The organism is Microbispora sp. NBC_01389, assembly GCF_045040095.1.
Lineage (GTDB): Bacteria > Actinomycetota > Actinomycetes > Streptosporangiales > Streptosporangiaceae > Microbispora.
Window position 1 is genome coordinate 2,620,850 of the sequence record NZ_CP109552.1, and the last position, 18,247, is coordinate 2,639,096.

Below are 18,247 nucleotides of genomic sequence, written 5' to 3' on the forward strand. Positions count from 1 at the left end.
CGGGACGGCGCTAGCGACTGCTGTCGTCCCTGAGCCAGGTGGTGAAGTCCCCGCGCCGTACGGCACGGCGGGCGCGGGTGCGGGCGAGCAGGGTCACCGCGAGGAACACGGCGAGGTGGGGGACCAGCCGGGGGGAGCGGGCCATGCCCACGAGATCGCGCACACCGGTCCGCGCGCGCGCCGTCCGCCCGCCCGAACCTCCGTCCAGCTCCGCCACGCCGGTCACCGCGCGGACCCGCCGGCGGATCAGGTCGCCGAGGGTGCGCGGCGGGTGGACCACGACCCTCGCCGTCCCCGTCACGGCCCGCTCGCCCGGCTGGAACGCCAGGGAGGCCGCCAGGTCGTCGGCCATCACAGCGGGAAGGGCGTCGAGCCGCGCCTGGCCCTTCTCGTTCACGGCGATGACGCCCCGGCCGAACAGCCCCGCCCGGACCTCGGGCAGGCGGCTCCAGACGGCGTAGTAGGAACGCACCGGCCAGGGCCGGTCCGCCAGCGGGAGCGCGCGCTCGGGGGCCGTGGCGAGGACGCCGTCGCCCCTCAGCGTGGCGCACATCGCCCGCGCGTCGGCCGTGCCGAGTTCGACGTCGGCGTCCACGTAGAGGATCGGGAAGATGCCGGCCGCGGCGGCCCCCATGCGCAGCGCCTCGCGCTTGGACGGCACGGGCGTCTCCAGCACGCGGACCCCCGGGAAACCGCGGGCGACGTCCGCGGTACCGTCCGTGCAGCCGTTGGCGACCACGACGACGTCCATCTCACCCGGCTCGGCGTCACGGAGCAGCCCGGACAGCAGGCGCCCGATCACGGTGGCCTCGTTGTGGGCCGGGACGACGACGGTCATGGTGGCCAGAACGGTCTCGGTCATGGACCGGATTATTCACCGAACATCCGAGGAGCGGCATGACTACCGAGGAACCCGTTATCGCCCCTTCGGCGGACGTCGACCCGAGCGCCGTCATCGGCCGGGGGACCAGGGTCTGGCATCTCGCGCAGGTCCGCGAGAAGGCGCGGACAGGCGTCTCCTGCGTTCTCGGGCGGGGAGCGTACGTCGGCCCCGGCGTCGTGCTCGGCGACAACGTGAAGCTCCAGAACTACGCGCTCGTCTACGAGCCCGCGGTGCTGGAGGACGGTGTCTTCATCGGCCCGGCGGCCGTGCTGACCAACGATCTCTACCCGCGCTCGGCCGACACGACCGGACGGCTCAAGCGCGACGGCGACTGGGAGGCCCTCGGCGTCGAGGTGCGGGAGGGGGCGGCCGTCGGAGCGCGGGCCGTGATCGTCGCCGGGCGGACGATCGGCCGGTACGCGCTGGTCGCCGCCGGCGCGGTGGTGACCCGGGACGTGCCCGACTTCGCGCTGGTCGCGGGCAACCCGGCGCGGCGGATCGGATGGGTCGGACGAGCGGGCCGGCCGCTCGCCGAGTCTCCGGACGGCGGATGGATCTGTCCGGAGACGGGCGAGCGGTATGTGGAGGACGCGGGGTCGCTCGCCCCTGCTGAAACAGGCGGCTGAGAGCGCCCGAACGGCACCGAACAGCCCTGGCAGCCGTCGGGCACGGCACGGCACGGCGCGGCGAGCGCTTCGCGAGACGCCGGATGCAAGGGGCGGAAAGCGGAGAAGTGACGATATGAGCACGCGGACGCGTCTGGTGGCCCTGGCGGTCGCGGCGGTCCTCCTGGCGGTGGCGGCGTGGGTCTACATGGCCCGTGCGGCGGAGAGGGTGCGGCAGGAGGAGACGACGGCCGCGACATCCGCCGGGCCCGGCCGCGTCGACCTCGACCGGCCCGGCCGGTTGGTGTTCGTGACCGCCGGGGCGGGTGGCGGCAAGGTGGCCTCCACCGGTCTGCCGTCCGGTCCGGTCCCCGCCGACGGGCCGCGGGAGGTGTCGGGGCTGGAATGCGTGCGCTTCTACAGCGCGGCCGGTTCCGGCGTCTGCCTGACGGCGGTGCGCGCGGCGGTGGCGAGGTTCTACGCGGTCGTCGTGGACAGCCGGTTGAAGGAGACGCGGCGGATCGAGCTGCCGGGGGCGCCGAGCCGCGCCCGAGTGTCGCCGACCGGCCGCATGGTCTCCTGGACGGTCTTCGTCAACGGGGACTCCTACGCCGGCCTGGGCTTCTCGACCCGCACCGGGGTCCTCGACACCAGGACCGGCGCCCTGGTCGAGGACCTGGAGTCGTTCACGCTGGTGATGAATGACAAGGTGCGCCGGGCGGCCGACCTGAACTACTGGGGGGTCACCTTCGATCGGGACGACAACCGCTTCTACGCGACGGTGGCGACCGGGGGCTCCACCTACCTGGTGCGGGGCGACTTCGCGAGGCGCCGGATGGAGACGGTGCGGGAGAACGTCGAGTGCCCGTCGCTGTCCCCGGACGGGACGCGGGTCGTCTACAAGAAGCGGGTCGCCGAGGGCACTGCGACCTGGCGGCTGCACGTCCTCGATCTGCGCAGCGGACGCGACGTCGAACTGGCCGAGACCGCCTCCGTCGACGACCAGGCGGCCTGGCTCGACGACCACGACGTGATGTACGCGCGCGTCCGCGGCGAGAACACCACCGACGTCTACACCGTGCCCGCCGACGGCTCCGGGAGGCCGCGTCCGCTCCTGCGCGACGCCCGCTCCCCCGCGGTGGCGGGGTGAGTGATGGATCGATCCATCTGGTCCGTGACGCAGGTAAACCAACGTGGCTGAGGTGGCGTCGATTATGTGGGTTTTCTCTGGTGCACGTCCGGCGTTCGATGCGCCCGCGGCACCTACTCCGTAAGGAACGTCAATGAGACTTCGAGTCGCCATCCTCGGCGCGCTGTTCGCCGTGTTCGCGATTCCCGTCCCGGCGCAGGCGGCGGGGGCCTGCGGCACCGGTGGGAACGCGATCACCTGTGAGAACGACAATCCGGGTACATCTCCGGACGAATGGGATTCAGAGAGTGATACCTCTGACGGATCCACTATTGAGGGTTATTCCGATCAATTCAGCGTCGCCGGCGGCGCTACGGTCAATTTCAAGATCCGTACGAGCGCCACGGCGTTCACCGTGAAGATTTACCGGATCGGCTACTACCAGGGCAACGGCGCGCGGTTCGTCACGGAGCTGACGCCGAACGTCGCCGTCGCCCGGGCCAACCCGGCCACCTGCCCCACGAACGACACCACGGGCCTCACCGAGTGCTCCTGGAACACCGTCACGAGCTGGGCGGTCCCGTCCGGGCAGATCTCCGGCGTCTACTTCGCCCACCTCGTGCGCACGGACGGCACGAGCGACGGCAACAAGATCGTTTTTGTGGTGCGCAACGACGCGAGCACCAGCGCCGTGCTCTTCAAGACCTCCGACACCACCTGGCAGGCGTACAACGACTGGGGCGGCAACAGCCTGTACGGCGGCAGCGCCAACACGGCCACGGGCCGCGCCGTCAAGGTGAGCTACAACCGCCCGTTCCACAACCGGAGCGGCACGACCGCCAGGGACTACCTGTTCAACGCCGAGTACCCGATGATCCGCTTCCTGGAGCGCAACGGGTACGACGTCAGCTACGCCGGCAGCATGGACGTGGACCGGAACCCCGGTGCGCTGCTGAACCACAGGACCCTGCTGTCGGTCGGGCACGACGAGTACTGGTCGGGGGCCGAGCGCGATGCCTTCACCGCGGCCAGGGACGCCGGGGTCAACCTCGCGTTCTTCAGCGGCAACGAGGTCTTCTGGAAGACCAGGTGGGAGAACGGCGCGGGCGACGTCCCGTACCGGACGCTGGTCACCTACAAGGAGACCCACGACAACGCGAAGACCGATCCGTCCGAGGTCTGGACGGGCACCTGGCGCGACCCGCGCTTCAGCCCGCCGGCCGACGGCGGTAAGCCGGAGAACAGCCTCACCGGCACCCTGTGGACGGTCAACTGCTGCACCTACTCCATCACCGTCCCCTCCGCCGACGGCAGGTTGCGCCTCTGGCGCAACACGAACCTGGCCACCCGCGCGTCGCTCGGTCAGTCCACGACGTTGACCGACAGCACGCTCGGATACGAGTGGGACGAGGACGTCGACAACGGGTCGCGCCCCGCCGGTCTGTTCCGCATGTCGAGCACGACGGTCGACGTCCCGGCGAAGCTCCAGGACTGGGGCACGAACGTGGCAGCAGGCACGGCCACCCACAGTCTGACGATGTACCGCGCAGCGAGCGGAGCCCTGGTGTTCGGCGCGGGCACCGTCCAGTGGGCGTGGGGTCTCGACGCCGAGCACGACGGCGACACCCCGGCGGCCGACCCGAACATGCAGCAGGCGACGGTCAACGTCCTGGCCGACATGGGCGTGCAGCCCGCCTCGCTGATGCCGGGCCTCGCCACGGTCGCCGCGTCGTCCGACCACACCGCCCCGACGTCGACGATCACCAGCCCGGCGGTCAACGCCTCGCTGAACAGCGGCGCCACGGTGACCGTCACCGGGACCGCGTCCGACTCCGGCGGTGGCAGGGTCGGTGGCGTGGAGGTCTCCACCGACGGCGGCGCCACGTGGCATCCCGCGAACGGCCGCGAGAGCTGGTCCTACACCTGGACGGCCACCGGGTCCGGCACAGTGAACATCAAGAGCCGGGCGGTCGACGACAGCGCCAACCTGGAGACGCCCGGCGCCGGCCGCAACGTGACCGTCAAGTGCCCGTGCAGCATCTATCCGCCCTCCCACGTCCCTGCGGCCCCGACGGGCACCGACACCTCCGCCATCGAACTCGGCGTGAAGTTCCGCCCGGCGGTCAACGGCTGGGTCACCGGCGTCAAGTTCTACAAGGGCACGGGCAACACCGGGACCCACACGGGCTCCCTGTGGAAGCCCGACGGAACGCTCCTCGCCACCGGCACGTTCTCGGGTGAGAGCGCGACCGGATGGCAGACGATGACCTTCCCCAGCGCCGTCACCGTGACCGCGGGCACCACCTACGTCGCCTCCTACTACGCGCCGGTCGGGCGCTACTCCTCGACCGCCGGGGCCTTCTGGGGCCAGTCGTACACGCGGGCGCCGTTGACCGCGCCCAGCACCGCGGAGGCCGGCGGCAACGGCGTCTACCGGGTGGGCGCCGGATTCCCCAACAGCTCCTACCGGGGCGGCGACTACGGCGTGGACGTCGTGTTCGCCACCCAGGACACCTTCCCGCCGGGCGTCGTCAACTCGACGCCGTACGCCGGCTCCTCCAGCGTCCCGACGAACGTGGCCCCGACGATCACGTTCAACGAGCCGGTCCAGAGCGGTTCCGCGACCCTCACGGTCAAGGGGCCGGGCGGCGTCTCCGTCCCCGGTACGGCGTCGCTCGACGGCTCGGCCGCCAAGCTGACCTTCACCCCGTCGAGCACGCTCGCCAACAGCACCACGTACACCGTGGCCGTCAGCGGGGCCAAGGACACGGCGGGCAACACGATGCAGGGGACCTACAGCTTCACCTTCAGAACGGCGAAGGCGACGCTTCCCCCCGGGCAGTGCCCCTGCTCGATCTGGGACGACCTCGCCCTTCCGGCGACGGCGAGCACGGACGACCCCAACGAGGTGGAGCTGGGCGTGAAGTTCCGCGCCTCCGTCGACGGCCTGGTCACCGGCGTCCGCTTCTACAAGGGTGTGGCGAACACCGGGACCCACATCGGGACCCTGTGGTCGGCGGCGGGCACCGCTCTCGCCTCGGCCACGTTCACCAACGAGTCCACCCTCGGCTGGCAGGAGGTGACCTTCTCCTCGCCGGTGCCGGTCACGGAGGGCACCACCTACGTCGCGTCGTACCACACCATGGCGGGCAACTACGCGGTGACAAGTTCCGGGCTGTCCTCGGCCGTCACCCGAGGCCCGCTCACGGCGCTGGGCAACGGCCAGGACGGGGGCAACGGCCTGTACGCCTATGGTTCCCGGCGGTTCCCCACCGGGTCGTGGGGGGCCTCGAACTACTGGGTCGACGCGATGTTCTCGGTGCCGCCGGACGTCACCCCGCCGACCGTGGCGCGCAAGGCGCCGGCCGACGCCGCCACCGGCGTCCCGGCCTCCACCGTCATCCGGGCGACCTTCAGCGAGGCCGTGCAGAGCGGCACCCCGGTGATCACGGTGGAGGGGCCGGGCGGCGTGCCGGTGACCGGCGGCGCCTCGCTCGACCCCTCCCGGAAGGTGCTCACCTTCACACCGGCCGCCGCGCTGGGCGACGGCAAGCAGTACACGGTGCGGGTGAGCGGAGCCAAGGACGACGCGAACAACACGATGACGCAGACCCAGTGGTCGTTCACGACGACCGGTGACTGCCCGTGCTCCATCTGGGAGAGCGACGCTCTCCCCGGCAACGTGGCCGAGAACGACGCCTCGGGGATCGAGGTCGGTGTCAAGTTCCGGTCCGACGTCGACGGTCAGATCACCGGCGTCCGCTTCTACAAGGGCCCAGGTAACACCGGAACCCACATCGGGAGTCTGTGGGCGGCGGACGGCACGCGACTCGCCACCGGCACCTTCTCCGGCGAGACGTCCGGCGGCTGGCAGACGCTGACGTTCACCACCCCGGTGCCGATCACCGCCGGCACGACGTACGTCGCGTCCTACTACGCGCCGAACGGCCGCTACTCGGGAGACGGGGGCTACTTCAACTCCGGTCCCGTCGTCAACGGTCACCTGACCGCGCTCGCCAACGGCGGCGGCTCGGCCGGAAACGGCGTGTACGCCTACGGCGGCGCGTCCCAGTTCCCGCAGAACACCTACAACGGCGCCAACTACTGGGTCGACGTCGTCTTCCACCCCTAGCCGGAGGCGGCGGGCCGTACCGGGAAGCGGTCCGGCCCGCCGCCGTCCGTCTCGACAGAAGGGACAGCAGTGTCTTCACCGATCGGGCTGGCCGTCATCGGCGCCGGGTACTGGGGGCCGAACCTGGTCCGCAACGCGCAGGCGACGCCCGCCCTGCGGCTGGAGTGGCTCTGCGACCTGGACCTCGGCCGTGCCCGGTCGGTGCTCGGGTCCTACTCCACGGTGCGGGCCACCACGTCCGTCGAGCAGGTGCTCGCGGACCCGTCCGTCGCCGCCGTCGCCATCGCGACCCCGGCGGCCACCCACTTCGAACTCGTCCGCGCCGCGCTCGAAGCCGGCAAGCACGTGCTGGTTGAGAAGCCCCTCACACCGGACGCGGATGAGGCGGGCAAACTGGTCGAGCTGGCCGAGGAATCGGGCCTGGCACTCATGCTCGACCACACGTACTGCTACACCCCCGCCGTCCGGCACATCCGTGAGCTGGTTCGCGGCGGCGGCGTGGGAGACGTCCAGTTCATCGACTCGGTCCGCATCAACCTGGGGCTGGTCCAGCCCGACGTGGACGTCCTGTGGGATCTCGCGCCCCACGACCTGTCCATCCTCGACTTCGTCCTCCCCGACGACGTGCGGCCCATCGCGGTGGCGACGCACGGCGCGGATCCGATCGGAGCGGGCCGCACCTGCGTGGCCTACCTCACCCTCTGGCTGTCCACCGGAAGCATCGCCCACATCCACGTCAACTGGCTGAGTCCCACGAAGATCCGGACGATGGTGCTCGGCGGTTCGCGTCGCACGATCGTCTGGGACGACCTGAACCCCTCCCAGCGGGTCGGCGTCTACGACCGGGGTGTGGACCGGCAGCCCGGCGAGCTCGGCCCCGACGAGCGCCGCCGGGCCCTCATCTCCTACCGTCTGGGTGACATCCACGTGCCGGCCCTGCCCGAAGGCGAGGCCCTTCGCGGGGTGATGAGCGAGTTCGCGAGCGCCATCGCGGAGGGACGGGCGCCGTTGACCGACGGACGTTCCGGCCTGCGAATCCTGCGTCTGCTGGAAGCGGCGTCCCGCAGCCTCGACAATGGTGGCGTACGGGTCGAACTGTGATCATCCCCCCGTCCCCGCCCGGTGATCCGACCAATCGAATGAGGAGTCAATGACACACGCGTACCCGGCACTGACCGGCAGCCGATGCCTCGTCACGGGAGGTGCGGGAACGATCGGGTCGGCCGTCGCCGACCAGCTCGCGCGGGCCGGAGCCGGCGAGATCGTCGTCCTGGACAACCTCGTCCGCGGCCGCAGGGAGAACCTGGCTCAGGCGGGCGGAGCCGTGCGCCTCGTCGAGGGCGACATCCTGGACCGCGACCTGGTCAAGACGCTCACCGAGGGCATGGACTACGTCTTCCACCTGGCGGCCATCCGCATCACCCAGTGCGTGGAGGAGCCCCGCCTGGCCAACGACGTCCTGGTCAACGGCACGCTGAACGTGGTCGAGGCGGCGGTGGACGCGGGCGTGCGCAAGGTCGTGGCCTCCTCCTCCGCCTCCGTCTACGGCCTGGCCGAGGTCTTCCCCACCTCGGAGAACCACCACCCGTACGACAACGACACGCTCTACGGCGCGGCCAAGCTCTACAACGAGGGCATGCTGCGCAGCTTCCGGGCCACGCGCGGCCTCGACTACGTGGCGCTGCGGTACTTCAACGTCTACGGCCCCCGGATGGACGTCCACGGGCTCTACACGGAAGTGCTCATCCGGTGGATGGAGCGGATCGCCGGAGGGCAGCCGCCGCTGATCCTCGGCGACGGCGAGCAGACGATGGACTTCGTCTACACCGAGGACATCGCGAGGGCCAATCTGGCCGCGGCGGCGGCCGGCGTGAGCGGCGAGGTCTTCAACATCGCCGGCGGCGCCGAGATCAGCCTGACCGGCCTCGCCGAAGCCCTGCTTGGCGTGATGGGCAGCGACCTGCGGCCGGAGTACGGGCCGCCGCGCCGGGCGAACAACGTCACGCGGCGGCTCGCGGACATCTCCCGCGCGGCGGACCTCCTCGGCTGGAAGCCGGAGATCGGCCTGGAGGAGGGGCTCTCCCGCCTCGTCGCCTGGTGGCGGGAGACGACGGCCGCGGCGGCGGGAGGCCGGGCGCGGTGAGCGAAGGGCTCCTCGTCTACTTCGCGGGAAGCTACTACGACGGCTCCGTGGCGGGAACCGACCGCCACATCGCCGACCGCCTGGCCACCGGACGCGACGTGCTCTACGTCAACCCGCCCGTCGCGGTGGCGGCCCGCAGGCGGAGGCCGGAGCTGGCGGGCACGCTGGCCCGCCCGCCGCTGGACGCGGCGGGTCCCGGCCTGTCCGTGCTCACCGTCCGGGTGCCGCCCGCCCGCAGCCGGCCGGGCGTCTATCCGCTCGGCGTCGCGCTGACCCGCCATGCGGTACGGCGGGCGCTGCGCCGCCTGGGACGGCGGGCCGAGGCGGTGATCGCCGCGAACTACGACGACGTCCTCGGCACGGCCGAGGGCGCGCGCACCCTGTTCTACGCCACCGACGACCTGGTGGCCGGCGCCCCGATGATGGGACTGCCGGTGCGGGCCATGGTCAGAGCCGAAGCGCGGCAACTGCGCAGGGCGGACGTGGTCGCGGTGGTCAGCCCCGCGCTGCGCGATCGCTTCGCCGCGCTCGGGCGGACCGCCGAGCTGGTCCCGAACGGCTGCGACGTGGCCGCCTACGCGAATGTGGACGACGCGCCGCCTCCCCCGGACGTGCCCTTCACTCCGGCGGACGGCCCGGTCGCGGGGTTCGTGGGCAACATCAACGAGCGGACCGACATCGCGATCCTGGAGTCGGTGGCCGCCGCCGGACCACTGCTCCTCGTCGGCCCCCGGAAGCCGGGCTTCGCCCCCGGCCGGTTCGACGAGCTGATCCGGCGGCCCACCGTCCGATGGGTGGGGAACAAACCCTTCGCGGAGCTTCCGTCCTACCTGCGGGTGATCGACGTGGGAATAACGCCGTACGCCGACACCCCGTTCAACCAGGCCAGCTTTCCCCTGAAGACGCTGGAGTACCTGGCGGCGGGCCGCGCGGTCGTCTCCTCCGAACTGCCGGCCACCGCGCTGCTGCGGGGCGAACCGGACGGCCGGGAACTGATCAGGACGGCCCGCTCGCCGGAGGAGTTCTCCCGGACGGTCGCGGAGGCGGCGCGGGAGCCGCGCACCCCCGGCCTGACGGGGCGCCGCAGGAACTTCGCCGCGCGGCACGACTGGTCGCAACGCGCCCTGGCGCTGGCCGGGCTGCTCGACAACGAGACGAGGGAGGTGTCACGGGCGTGATACCCGTGATGAAGCCGTGGTTCGGGCCGGAGGAGGCGGCCGCGGTCGCCGCGGCGGTGGAGTCCGGCTGGGTGGCCCAGGGGCCGAGGGTCGCGGAGTTCGAGGCGGCGTTCGCGGCGAGGATGAGCGCCGGCCACGGCGTCGCCCTGTCCTCCTGCACGACCGCGCTCCACCTCGCACTGCTGCTCGCCGGAGTGGAGGAGGGGGACGAGGTCGTCGTGCCCTCGCTCTCCTTCATCGCGACGGCCAACGCCGCCCGCTACCTCCGCGCGGTCCCCGTCTTCGCGGACGTCGAACCCACCACCGCCAACCTCACCGCGGAGACCGTGGAGGCGGCCCTCACCGGCCGCACCCGCGCGGTGATCCTGGTGCACCAGGCGGGCACTCCGGCGGACGCCGACGCGGTGCGCGCGGTCTGCGAGCCGCGGGGGATCGCCGTCGTCGAGGACGCCGCGTGCGCCGCGGGCTCGGTCTACAAGGGCCGGCCGGTCGGCGCGGACGCGCTGGTCGCCACCTGGTCGTTCCACCCGCGCAAGCTCCTCACCACCGGTGAGGGCGGGATGATCACCACGGGGAACGGGGAGTGGGCGGCCCGCGCCAGGCGGTTGCGCGAGCACGGCATGAGCGTCAGCGCGGCCGACAGGCACGCCGCCGGCGCCACCCCCATCCTGGAGCAGTACCTGGAGACCGGCTTCAACTACCGCATGACCGACATGCAGGCCGCGCTGGGCCTGGTCCAGCTGGCCAAGCTCGACGCGATGGTCGCCCGCCGCAGGTCGCTGGCCGCCCGCTACCACAGTCTGCTGAGCGACATCCCGGGCCTGTACGCGATCCGCGACCCGCGGTACGGCGAGACCAACTACCAGGGCTTCTGGGTTCTGCCGCCCGAAGACTTCCCGGTCGGCCGCGACGAGCTGCTGCGGCTCCTCGGCGAGGCGGGCGTGTCGGCCCGGCGCGGCATCATGGCGGCTCACCTGGAGCCCGCGTACGCCTCCGACGCGAAGGCCGACCTGCCGGTCACCGAGCGGCTGACCCGCGACTCGCTGATCCTGCCGCTCCACCACGACCTGACCGAGCGGCAGCAGGAGGCCGTGGTGGAGGTCATCAGGGCGGCGAGCCGGGCATGAGGATCCTCGTTTACCCCCACACCATGGAGGTCGGCGGCAGCCAGCTCAATGCCATCGAGCTCGCGGCCGCCGTACGCGACCTCGGGCACGAGGTCATGGTGGTGAGCGATCCCGGGCCCCTCGTCGAGCGGGTCACGGCGGCGGGGCTGGAACACGTCGAGCTGGACCCGGCGAGGCGGCGTCCCGATCCGCCCACCATCCGGATGCTCAGAAGGCTGGTGGCCGAGCGCGGCATCGACGTCGTGCACGGATACGAGTGGCCGCCGGGGCTGGAGGCGTACTTCGCCACGTTCGGCAGGTCGCCCGCCGCGGCCGTGTGCACGGTGATGTCCGCCGGCGTCGCGCCGTTCCTGCCCCCCGAGCTGCCGCTCGTCGTGGGTACGGAGGAACTGCGGGAGCTGGAGGCCGGGCGCCGCCGGTACGTGCGTCTCGTCGAGCCGCCGGTGGACGTCGTCGCCAACGCGCCCGGGCACCCGTCCGGGGAGTTCACCACCCGCTTCGGGCTGGGGGACGACCGGCTCAACGTCGTCGTGGTGTGCCGCCTCGTGCCGGAGCTCAAGCTGGAGGGCCTGCTGACGGCCGTCGACGTCGTGGGCCGCCTGGCCGCCGAACTGCCGGTCCGGCTGGTCGTCGTCGGCGACGGCGCGGCCCGTGACCAGGTGGAGCGCCGGGCGGCCGAGGTCAACGCCGGGGCGGGCGAGCGGGTCGTCGTGCTGACCGGTGAGCTGTTCGACCCCCGACCGGCCTACGCGTGCGGCGCGATCGCCATCGGCATGGGCGGGTCGGCGCTGCGCGCCCTCGCCTTCGGCTGCCCGCTCGTGGTGCAGGGTGAGGCGGGGTTCTTCGAGACGCTCACCCCGCGGACCGCCGATCGTTTCCTGACCGGCGGCTGGTACGGCCTCGGGGACGGCGCAGCCGAGGGTCCCCGCAGGCTGGAGGAGGCACTGCGCCCGCTGCTGGCCGATGCCGGGCTGCGGACCGAGCTCGGCGCCTTCGGCCGCTCGCTCGTCGTGGACCGTTTCAGCCTCCAGAGCGCGGCCCGCGTGCAGGAGGGTGTCTACCGGGACGCGCTGACCGGGGCGGGCCCGCGCGGCTCGCTGCGCTCGGCCCTCGGCTCGTCGGCCGCCGTGGTCGGCTACAAGGTGCGCCGCAAGTACGCGCGGGCGCGGGGCAGGGCGCCCGCCGACGACTTCAACGCCGTGGCCGCGGCCCGTGCCACCCCCCGGGAGCCGATGGTGGACAAGCGGTGAGCCGGTTGCGGAGCATCAGGGTGAGGGACGGCGACTCTCTTTTCGGGCAGGCGTCCCGGGCCCTCGGCTGGAGCCTCGTCAACACCGTCGTGGGAAGGCTCAGCACGCTCGCCATCGGCATCGTGCTCGCCCGGCTGCTCGGGCCGGCCGAGTTCGGCACGTTCGCCGTCGCCATGGTGGCCCTGCTGGCCGTGCTGAGCTTCAACGAGCTGGGGGTGAGCCTGGCCATCGTCCGCTGGCCGGGGGATCCGAAGGAGATCGCTCCCACGGTCGCGACCGTCTCCCTCGTCTCGAGCGGCCTGATCTACCTCGCCTGCTTCGCCGGCGCGCCGGCGTTCGCCGCGGCGATGGGCAATCCGCAGGCCGCGCCCGTCGTGCGGCTGCTCGCCCTCAACGTGCTGGTGAGCGGGGCGGTGGCCGCCCCCGCCGCCATGCTGCAGAGATACTTCAGGCAGGACAGGAAGGCCGTCGCCGACCAGGTCAACAACTGGCTGGGCGCGCTCGTGTCGATCGCCCTCGCCCTGGCCGGATGGGGCGCGATGAGCCTCGCGGTCGGGCGCCTGGCCGGGGCCGCCGGATCGGCCCTCCTGTACATCGGGTTCGCGCCCGGCGGGCTCAGGCTGGGGTTCGATCTCTCGGTGGCCCGCAGGCTGCTGCGGTTCGGCCTGCCGCTCGCGGGGTCGAGCATCGTCGTCTTCCTCGTCGCCAACCTCGACCAGTTCGTCGTGGGGCATCTGCTGGGGGCCACCGCCCTCGGCTTCTACGTGCTGGCCTTCAACCTGTCCAACTGGCCGGTGAGCGTGTTCTCCCAGCCGGTGCGCAGCGTGGCCCCCGCCGCCTTCGCCCGGCTGCAGCACGACCCGCTGGCGCTGCGCGGGGCCTTCACCTCCACGGCCGGGCTTCTCGTCGCGGTGACGGTGCCCGTGTGCCTGCTGCTGGCGGGGGCCGCCGGGCCGCTCGTCCGGTTCGTCTACGGCCCGGTGTGGGAGCCGGCCGCCTCCGCCCTGGTGTGGCTGGCCGTCTTCGGCGCGTTGCGGATCGCTTTCGAGCTGGTCTACGACTACTTCGTGGTGCTGGCCTGTTCACGGGTGGTCTTCACCGTGCAGGTGATCTGGCTGGTCCTGCTCGCCCCGGCGCTCGTGGTCACGGTGCGCGCGTACGGCTTCGCCGGGGCGGGCGTCGCGCACGTCGCCGTCGCGGTGCTCGTCGTGCTGCCCATCTACCTGCGCGAGCTGAGGCGGGTCGGGGTCGGCTCGCTTGGTCTGGCGGCGAGCGTCGCACCCGGCGTCGCCGGTGGCCTGCTCGCCGGGCTGGCCGCCGCGCTGCTCGCGTGGTTGATCAGGATCGACGTGGTGGCCCTGCTCGTGGCGGGTTCCGCCACGCTGGCGTTGGTCGGTGCGCTCGTCTACCTGAAGAGGGGGGCGCTGCGCGGCCTGCGAGGCGCCGGCGCGGTGGCGGCGGAGGCCGCGACGTGATCCCCGAGGATCTGGTGCTCGTGGGGGCGGGGGGCTTCGCCAGGGAAACCGCCCAGCTGGCGCTGGCGTCCGCCGGCCGATGGCGGCTGCTCGGCTTCCTCGACGACGACCCGGCCCGCCATGGGACCCTCGTGGACGGCCTGCCGGTCCTCGGCGGCGTCACCGCGCTGCCGGACCACGCCAGGCTCGTCGTCTGCACCGGGCGGCCGGACGACTACGCCAGCCGCCTGCGGATCGTGGAGCGGCTCGGCCTGCCCGCCGAACGGTACGCCACCCTCGTCCACCCCACCGCCGTGGTCTCGGCCACCTCCCGGGTGGGCCCCGGATCGGTGGTGCACGCACAGTGTGTGCTGACCACCTCGGTCGAGGTGGGCGCCCATGTCGCGGTGATGCCCCATGTCACCCTCACCCACGACGACGTGGTGGAGGACTTCGCCACCATCGCCTCCGGCGTACGGCTCGCGGGCGGGGTGCGGATCCACCGCGGCGCCTACCTGGGCGCCGGGGCGCTCGTCCGGGAGAACCGCACCGTCGGAGCCTGGTCGCTCGTCGGCATGGGCTCGGTCGTGACCGGTGACGTGCCGGAGGGCGAGGTGTGGGCGGGGGTCCCCGCCCGGTACCTCCGCCCGGCCCCCGTGAATCCAACGTGACAGCCTCATGGCAGAAGGAGCTTCCGTGATCCCGTTCGTCGACCTGCGTGCCGCCCACGAGGAAGTGGCGGAGGAGATCGACGCCGGCTTCGCCCGCGTGCTCGGCTCCACCGCCTTCATGCAGGGGCCGGACGTGGCCGCGTTCGAGGAGGAGTACGCGGCCTTCAGCGGCGTCGCGCACTGCGTCGGCGTCGCGAACGGCACCGACGCGATCGAACTGGCGCTTCGAGCGCTGGGGGTGGGACCCGGATCGGAGGTGGTCCTGCCCGCCAACACGTTCGTGGCCACGGCCGAGGCGGTGCTCAGGGCAGGGGCGAGGCCGGTTCTCGTCGACGCCGAGCCGGCCTGCCTGCTGATCGACCCGGACCGGCTCGCCGCCGCGATCACCCCGAGCACCGCGGCGATCGTCCCCGTCCATCTGTACGGCCGGCTGGCCCGGATGGATCGGATCGCCGAGGTCGCCGGGGACGTCCCGGTCATCGAGGACGCCGCCCAGTCCCAGGGCGCGACCCGCGACGGAATCGGCTCCGGCGGATTCGGAGCCGTCGCCGCCACCAGCTTCTACCCCGGCAAGAACCTCGGAGCGTACGGCGACGCGGGCGCGGTCACCACCGGCTCGGCCGAACTGGCCAGAAGGGTGCGCCTGCTGGGCAACCACGGCAGCGACGTGAAGTATCGGCACGAGACGCTCGGCTTCAACTCACGCCTTGACACTCTCCAGGCGGTGGTGCTGCGTGCGAAGCTGCGGCGGCTCGCCGAGTGGAACGATCGGCGGCGAAGGGCGGCGGCCCGTTACGGCGAGTTGCTGGCCGACCTCGTGGACACGGGCGTGACCATTCCGGCCTCTCCGGAGGAGGCGCTGAGCACCGACCATGTCTGGCACCTCTACGTGATCCGGGTGCCCGACCGCGACCGCGTGCTCGCCGGTCTGCACGAGCAGGGGGTGCAGGCCCAGATCCACTACCCGGTGCCGGTGCACCTCCAGCCGGCGTTCGCGGATCTCGGTTATCGGGCAGGCGACTTCCCGGTGGCCGAGCGCGCGGCCGGAGAGATACTCTCACTGCCGATCTTCCCGCACATCACTCCGGAACAGCAGGAAGAAGTGGCCGGGGCGCTCCGCAAGGCGCTGTGACCCTCAGCCCGGGAACTCGGCCGGCCCGGACGCCCGGCGGGACCGTGCGCCCGGGAACTCGGCGGCATGGCCGCTCAGGCGGCGGTGACGACCTCGAGCGCCTGCCGGGCGGCCCGGTCCCAGCTGAACCACTCCACGGTCGCGGCGGCGTCCTTCCGGCACCGGGCGTAGAGTCCGTCGTCGTCCAGGATCCCGACGATCGTCTCCGCCAGCTCGGCCGGGTCGTCGCCGCGGACCAGGCCGCCGTTCTCACCCGGGCGGATGATCTCCGGCATGGCGAAGGCGTCGCGGCCCACGCACGGGACCCCCCGGGCGAGGGCCTCGGCGAAGACGATCCCGAAGGCTTCCAGATGCGATGGCATGACGAACAGGTCGTGCTCGTCCCACAGCGCGGCGATCTCGGCGGGGGGCAGCTGTCCGAGGAACCGGACGCCCTCCGGTGGCTCGCCGGGCAACGGCCAGGCGGGGGGTCCCGCCACGGTGAGGGTGAGGGACGGGTCGAAGTCGCGGCGCAGCAGCCGGGTGGCGGCGACCACCAGCGCTCCCGCCTTGCGCCGGAAGTCCCCGCCCACGAACAGCAGCCGCCGCCGGGGCCGTTCCCGTTCGGGGAGGGGACGGGAGGGGTCGCCCACGGACGTGATGCCCGGATGCACGACATGCACCTTCCCGGCGGGCAGCCCGGTCACCTCCACGAGCGTCCGGGCGAACCAGGAGCTCATCGCCAGCACTCCCGTCGCGCGCGCGTAGATGTCGAGCTGGCGCTCGCGCCTGCGGCGCATCATGCCGGGCGAGATGTTGGGCAGCACGGCGTGCCGGTTGTCCGGGTCGTGCACGCTGAGCAGCGCGTCGTAGCTCAGGTCCTGGTAGAGGAAGAAAGGCGCCGGCAGCGGCGCGATGTCCTGGATCTGCAGGACCGCCTCGCAGTCCGAGCCACGCAGAGAGCTCAGCAGCGCCCTGCGGCAGTACTCGTCGGTGATCCTCGAGTACTTCCACGTCGTGGCCACCCTGCCGTGGCGGGGCCGTACATGGGCGGCGCGCAGGGCGGTGCGGACCGTGTTCGGAATCTCCACACCGAGATCAACCAGGTCGGCCCGTTCCCGCAGGGCCGCGCGCAGGTTCCACGGAGTGTACGACCAGGTCCTGCGTGGATCCTCGTCCCACAAGCAGGCGAAGCCAACGCGGGGATACGGCGACATACGCGCCTCCATACGGGTCGGTGATGCGCCACAGCGCGCCCGCGCAGCCGATCAACAGGAAGGCGGAGCTGACGGCGACGGGGAACGAGAAGGCGTCGAACGTGCCGCACGTCACCGCGAAGACCGCGATGCCCGCGGCGAGGGCCTGGCCGAGGTGACGGGTCGTCGCGTCCGCGGACTTGCGGCGCGAGCGACGTGCGACGACCCACCCGCACACGAAGATGAGCAGCATGGCCGACAACCCGAACGCGCCGGTCTCCACCAGCGTCGCGAGATACTGGTTGTCCAGGATCCGGTAGACGTGCGGCAGGAAGGTGCCGACACCACGGCCGAACAAGGGGTGCTGGGAGAAGTGCTCGGCGACCGCCGCGTAGTCGTCGGTGCGCGCGGTGGCGCTGGAGTCCTCGTTCATCCCGAAGAACATCCGCTTGAACGTCCCCAGCAGGCCGGGCACCGCCACGCCCATGACGCCCGTGAACATCAGCAGGGCGACGTAGGCGGTGTGCCGCCACGCTCTCGGCCAGGTGGGCATGAGGACGGCGAACGTGACGGCCATGCCGAGCACCGCGGTCCTGGAGACGGTCAGCGGGATGGCCACCGCGAGCGCCGCCACACAGAAACGGTTGAACCAGCGCTTCGTGTTCGGGCCGTACAGCAGGTTGTGGAGGGCGAGCGGCAGCGCCATCGCGAGGGTCGCGGAGAACTCGATCGGGTGGATGGTCGTCGAGGTCGGCCGGTTGAAGCCGTCGCGGTTGTACAGCGAGATGAACGTCCCGTTCACCTTCAGCCCGGGAAACGCGAGGTACTGCGACAGGTCGAACGCCGTGGCGAACTGGACGATCCCCACGATGGCCACGAACGTCGCCCCGGTGACGAACCTGCGCAGCAGCACGTCGAGGCGCTCGCGGTTCGAGATTCCGTCGGCGGCCAGCAGGGCGATTCCACACCAGCCGATCACGGGCAGCAGCGCCGTGTTGGCCGCCTGCAGCTCCGCCGCGGCGATCGGCCGGGTCGTGGCCGCCACGAAGCTGGCCAGGATGGCGCACACGTAGATGAAGATCGAGGTCCTGATCGGCTGCCGCCCCCGCAGCGGCGTGGAGCGCTCCGTGAAAATCGACGCGCAGTACCAGCCGAACGCCACCGCGGCGATGAGGATGGCGGGAGTGCCGGCGGAGCCGAGCGGGCCCACCACGTATCGCGACGGAATCAACACGAGCGCCACGACCAGGAGGCTGAGCACGGTCACGGCGTCCACGGAGAAGGGCAGCCGCCGACGCGGCGCCTCGTCTTCGAGAACCGGCTCGGAAAGGTCGCTCACGCCGTCGGCCGCACCGTTGACCATGCCGT

Annotated in this window: 14 protein-coding genes; 11 read left to right on the forward strand and 3 right to left on the reverse strand. The window is 72.0% G+C overall.

Annotation, left to right across the window (positions count from 1 at the left end):
- Positions 1–10: 10 nt before the first annotated feature.
- Entirely contained in the window at positions 11–862 is an 852-nt protein-coding gene (locus OG344_RS11875; protein ID WP_405088259.1) for a glycosyltransferase, read from the reverse strand.
- Positions 863–897: 35 nt separating this feature from the next.
- On the opposite strand from OG344_RS11875, the gene OG344_RS11880 reads away from it, so the two are divergent.
- The 11 genes from OG344_RS11880 to OG344_RS11930 all read left to right on the forward strand — a co-directional run bounded on the left by OG344_RS11880 (position 898) and on the right by OG344_RS11930 (position 15,704).
- Positions 898–1,509 carry an acyltransferase gene (locus tag OG344_RS11880; RefSeq protein ID WP_405088260.1) on the forward strand — a complete coding sequence of 204 codons (612 nt, stop codon included), beginning with the start codon at positions 898–900 and terminating at the stop codon, positions 1,507–1,509.
- A 115-nt stretch (positions 1,510–1,624) separates the two neighbouring features.
- Positions 1,625–2,638, forward strand: a complete 1,014-nt coding sequence (locus OG344_RS11885) for a TolB family protein (RefSeq protein WP_405088261.1) — start codon at positions 1,625–1,627, stop codon at positions 2,636–2,638.
- Between the two features lie 394 nt (positions 2,639–3,032).
- Complete coding sequence (locus tag OG344_RS11890) at positions 3,033–6,749, forward strand: DUF4082 domain-containing protein (RefSeq protein ID WP_405088262.1); 3,717 nt, start codon at positions 3,033–3,035, stop codon at positions 6,747–6,749.
- Positions 6,750–6,818: 69 nt separating this feature from the next.
- Entirely contained in the window at positions 6,819–7,850 is a 1,032-nt protein-coding gene (locus OG344_RS11895; protein WP_327049293.1) for a Gfo/Idh/MocA family oxidoreductase, read from the forward strand.
- Between the two features lie 49 nt (positions 7,851–7,899).
- Entirely contained in the window at positions 7,900–8,892 is a 993-nt protein-coding gene (locus OG344_RS11900; protein ID WP_405088263.1) for an NAD-dependent epimerase/dehydratase family protein, read from the forward strand.
- The gene (locus tag OG344_RS11905; RefSeq protein ID WP_405088264.1) at positions 8,889–10,070 is read left to right on the forward strand and encodes a glycosyltransferase; all 1,182 of its coding nucleotides are present in this window, start codon (positions 8,889–8,891) and stop codon (positions 10,068–10,070) included. The genes OG344_RS11900 and OG344_RS11905 overlap by 4 nt, the downstream gene beginning before the upstream one ends.
- Positions 10,067–11,197 carry a DegT/DnrJ/EryC1/StrS family aminotransferase gene (locus OG344_RS11910; RefSeq protein ID WP_405088265.1) on the forward strand — a complete coding sequence of 377 codons (1,131 nt, stop codon included), beginning with the start codon at positions 10,067–10,069 and terminating at the stop codon, positions 11,195–11,197. The genes OG344_RS11905 and OG344_RS11910 overlap by 4 nt, the downstream gene beginning before the upstream one ends.
- Entirely contained in the window at positions 11,194–12,447 is a 1,254-nt protein-coding gene (locus tag OG344_RS11915) for a glycosyltransferase family 4 protein (protein WP_405088266.1), read from the forward strand. Before OG344_RS11910 ends, OG344_RS11915 begins: the two co-directional genes overlap by 4 nt.
- On the forward strand, positions 12,444–13,922 hold the full coding sequence (locus tag OG344_RS11920; RefSeq protein WP_405088267.1) for an oligosaccharide flippase family protein: 1,479 nt from the start codon (positions 12,444–12,446) through the stop codon (positions 13,920–13,922). The genes OG344_RS11915 and OG344_RS11920 overlap by 4 nt, the downstream gene beginning before the upstream one ends.
- On the forward strand, positions 13,919–14,572 hold the full coding sequence (locus tag OG344_RS11925; RefSeq protein WP_405088268.1) for an acetyltransferase: 654 nt from the start codon (positions 13,919–13,921) through the stop codon (positions 14,570–14,572). Before OG344_RS11920 ends, OG344_RS11925 begins: the two co-directional genes overlap by 4 nt.
- Positions 14,573–14,597: 25 nt before the next feature.
- The gene (locus OG344_RS11930; protein ID WP_405088269.1) at positions 14,598–15,704 is read left to right on the forward strand and encodes a DegT/DnrJ/EryC1/StrS family aminotransferase; all 1,107 of its coding nucleotides are present in this window, start codon (positions 14,598–14,600) and stop codon (positions 15,702–15,704) included.
- A gap of 74 nt (positions 15,705–15,778) precedes the next feature.
- Here OG344_RS11930 and OG344_RS11935 read toward each other — a convergent pair whose 3' ends face one another.
- Positions 15,779–16,774, reverse strand: a complete 996-nt coding sequence (locus OG344_RS11935; protein WP_405088270.1) for a glycosyltransferase family 4 protein — start codon at positions 16,772–16,774, stop codon at positions 15,779–15,781.
- A 7-nt stretch (positions 16,775–16,781) separates the two neighbouring features.
- The gene (locus OG344_RS11940) at positions 16,782–18,242 is read right to left on the reverse strand and encodes an O-antigen ligase family protein (protein WP_405088271.1); all 1,461 of its coding nucleotides are present in this window, start codon (positions 18,240–18,242) and stop codon (positions 16,782–16,784) included.
- Between the last annotated feature and the right edge of the window lie 5 nt (positions 18,243–18,247).

Coding starts and splice junctions, on each gene's coding strand:
- OG344_RS11880 (WP_405088260.1), top strand. CDS start 898: ATGACTACCGAGGAACCCGTTATCGCCCCTTCGGCGGACGTCGACCCG.
- OG344_RS11875 (WP_405088259.1), bottom strand. CDS start 862: ATGACCGAGACCGTTCTGGCCACCATGACCGTCGTCGTCCCGGCCCAC.
- OG344_RS11915 (WP_405088266.1), top strand. CDS start 11,194: ATGAGGATCCTCGTTTACCCCCACACCATGGAGGTCGGCGGCAGCCAG.
- OG344_RS11885 (WP_405088261.1), top strand. CDS start 1,625: ATGAGCACGCGGACGCGTCTGGTGGCCCTGGCGGTCGCGGCGGTCCTC.
- OG344_RS11940 (WP_405088271.1), bottom strand. CDS start 18,242: ATGGTCAACGGTGCGGCCGACGGCGTGAGCGACCTTTCCGAGCCGGTT.
- OG344_RS11900 (WP_405088263.1), top strand. CDS start 7,900: ATGACACACGCGTACCCGGCACTGACCGGCAGCCGATGCCTCGTCACG.